This window comes from Pseudomonas sp. ICMP 8385 (assembly GCF_002699915.1).
In the GTDB taxonomy this organism is placed as follows: Bacteria; Pseudomonadota; Gammaproteobacteria; order Pseudomonadales; family Pseudomonadaceae; genus Aquipseudomonas; species Aquipseudomonas gessardii.
Window position 1 is genome coordinate 1 of the sequence record NZ_LKBY01000007.1, and the last position, 2,400, is coordinate 2,400.

Annotated in this window: 3 protein-coding genes; 2 read left to right on the forward strand and 1 reads right to left on the reverse strand. The window is 51.1% G+C overall.

Features of this window, described 5'->3' with window-relative positions; translation table 11 throughout:
* Positions 1–759 precede the first annotated feature (759 nt).
* Both AO268_RS33040 and AO268_RS03710 read left to right on the forward strand, forming a co-directional pair.
* Entirely contained in the window at positions 760–1,017 is a 258-nt protein-coding gene (locus tag AO268_RS33040) for a hypothetical protein (protein WP_099167932.1), read from the forward strand.
* Between the two features lie 317 nt (positions 1,018–1,334).
* Positions 1,335–1,907, forward strand: a complete 573-nt coding sequence (locus AO268_RS03710) for an RNA 2'-phosphotransferase (RefSeq protein WP_099167933.1) — start codon at positions 1,335–1,337, stop codon at positions 1,905–1,907.
* Here AO268_RS03710 and AO268_RS32310 read toward each other — a convergent pair.
* Positions 1,867–2,253, reverse strand: coding sequence for a DUF6960 family protein (locus tag AO268_RS32310; protein WP_141562771.1), 387 nt, complete (start codon positions 2,251–2,253; stop codon positions 1,867–1,869). The genes AO268_RS03710 and AO268_RS32310 overlap by 41 nt on opposite strands.
* Between the last annotated feature and the right edge of the window lie 147 nt (positions 2,254–2,400).

Below are 2,400 nucleotides of genomic sequence, written 5' to 3' on the forward strand. Positions count from 1 at the left end.
CGCTTTGCCGGTGTCGCTGTTGGGGTCTTCGGACTCGTCGATTTTCGCCTTGGCGATGGTGCTGCCAATGGTGCGCGCCAGTTCGGCAGAACTGTTGATCAGGTCCATGCGTTCGCGCATGGCTTTTTCATCCGGCTTGTCCAGGTGCTTGTTGGCGTTTTGTGTGTCGCGGTTGAGGCCCACCAGGTCGCTGGCGCCCTCAGGGTTGCGTACCACAATCGTGCCTTCGCTGACGGCTGCCCGGGTTTTGCTGCTGTCGGATTCACTCAGCACTGCGCCCATCGGCGGGCCCATCACAAGCCCGCTGCTGCTGCCCGAGATGCCCGCGCTCGCCGAGGTGCTTTTGATCTTGCTGGTGTTCTTGATATCGCTGGTCAGCAGGCGATCGGTGTCGAGGTGGTTCTTGTCGGCACNACTGGCTTCACTGGCAATCACCGCGCCTTGCAGCGTGGTGGTTTGCTGTTGAGGTTATTGCGCCTTGCGCCACATTAAGCTGGAGGCTTATAGTCCGCCGGTCGCTCATATGGCGATCGGATTTGGCGATCCGTTTAACGAGTGCAAAAGCTGTTTGCTTTCCTTTGCAAACTCTTTTGCGCCCGCAGAGTCGCTGTTATGGCGGCTGTGCGCGGGAGATCCTCGGGTCTGCCGGTTACTCGTTTCCGGTTCGCCAACCTGCGTACAGCTGCCACCCTCTCGTTTGGCGACGAGGGAGTGGTCGTTCTCAGCCCCATAAAACGAGATTTTCAAATGAATCGATTCATGCCCCTTACCGGCCACGACTGCACAATCCCCGCCCTGTTGATCGACACTCAGGCTCCACTCGACGTTCTGCACGATGCGGCCGTGCATCGCATAAAAGCCGTAACCCAGCTGTTGGAAAACATCGCCTTCAGGGAGGAATTCAGCAGTGACGCCATCACCCTTCACGATTTTGCACATCTGTTAACCATTCCGTTGCGTGATGGCTGTGACTTGATGGATGTGATTACGCGTAGATTGAGTTCGCAGATCTCATAAATAAAGTGGGCGGCTCATTGCCGCCCATCCTGATTGAGCTTAGAGGCATCAGGCACAAAAAATAAAACCAAATTATTAAAGATCGAAGTTGCGCAAGCCAAAAACAGATCATCTCACCCCAAAGCTCACCACAGAAAAATCGTGAGCCGAGAAGTAGCAGAAAGATAGCCGTTCGATAGCTGAGAGGTAGCAACAGATAACCGATAGATAGCACAAAATAGCAGTTCGGTCGGCGTGATGCAGGCATGTGGCAAAAATGATGCGCCGATGATGCAAACCGCTGCCAATTAATGAATGATTTTGAGGCGTTAAGCAGGATGGATACCAAGCAACTCAACGAGACCAGCAAGTTTCTTAGCTATGTGCTCAGACATGAACCTCAAGCTATCGGTTTGCAGCTGGACAGCGAAGGCTGGGCAGATATCGAATCTTTGATAGCAGGTGCGGCTAAAGATGGATGGACTTTAGATATTTCCCTTATTCAAACGGTCGTCAACAGCAGTGATAAAAAGCGTTTCAGCATCTCGAATGATGGCCTGCGCATCCGCGCCGTACAGGGCCACTCAACTGCCAACGTGAGCCTTCAGCACGTAGAGAAAGAACCGCCAGAATTTCTCTACCATGGCACCGCCACACGCTTCCTGGAGTCGATACAGCAACAAGGGTTGATCGCTGGCTCTCGCCACCATGTACACCTATCGCAGGACATAACTACGGCCATTGCTGTTGGGCAGCGCTATGGAAAGCCTGCGGTACTCAAAATTGAAGCCCTGCGGATGCACCAACAGGGCTTCAAATTCTTTCAGGCTGATAATGGGGTTTGGTTGTCAAACCATATCCCACCGAGTTTCATTGAGCCGGCACAAGCTCAGACTGAAAGTACTGTTTAGATGATCTCTTTCCACTAAACTCAAGATAAAAAATCGGCTCTGCCCTTTTGTAGTGCCACTCAATATCGATAATCACACCGATCTTTCCAGCCCCCGCAACCTTCGCCTCATCTAAAAATTCAAACTTTGGGCTTTGCACGGCAACATAGAGATCAGGCCTTACAAAAAGCTCTTGATCTCTATATCTCAAAGTCAAATACCCATTAGAAAAACCTGAGCAATTAAATAATTTTCCATATGGCCTGATGGACTTGACCACATCCAGAGAGTCAGGGGCGACTAAATCATCGCCCAACTCGGGAAACCACGGATAAATCCCCCAAGAACCAACCAAGTCAGTCCGCATAGGGTTTGTACCCCTGAAATTCTTTACTGAAGTACTTTTCCGGAATCTTGCTAAGGATGGTCTGAAGTAGCCATGTATTTCCCCGGCATACCACCTAGCGCAACTTTTAAACTCGCCAAATGATCAAAAAACAATCAATTCGACGAG

Bases quoted from the DNA above. Each gene is read 5' to 3' on its own strand.
- AO268_RS33040 (WP_099167932.1), top strand. From the start codon at position 760: ATGCCCCTTACCGGCCACGACTGCACAATCCCCGCCCTGTTGATCGAC.
- AO268_RS03710 (WP_099167933.1), top strand. From the start codon at position 1,335: ATGGATACCAAGCAACTCAACGAGACCAGCAAGTTTCTTAGCTATGTG.
- AO268_RS32310 (WP_141562771.1), bottom strand. From the start codon at position 2,253: ATGCGGACTGACTTGGTTGGTTCTTGGGGGATTTATCCGTGGTTTCCC.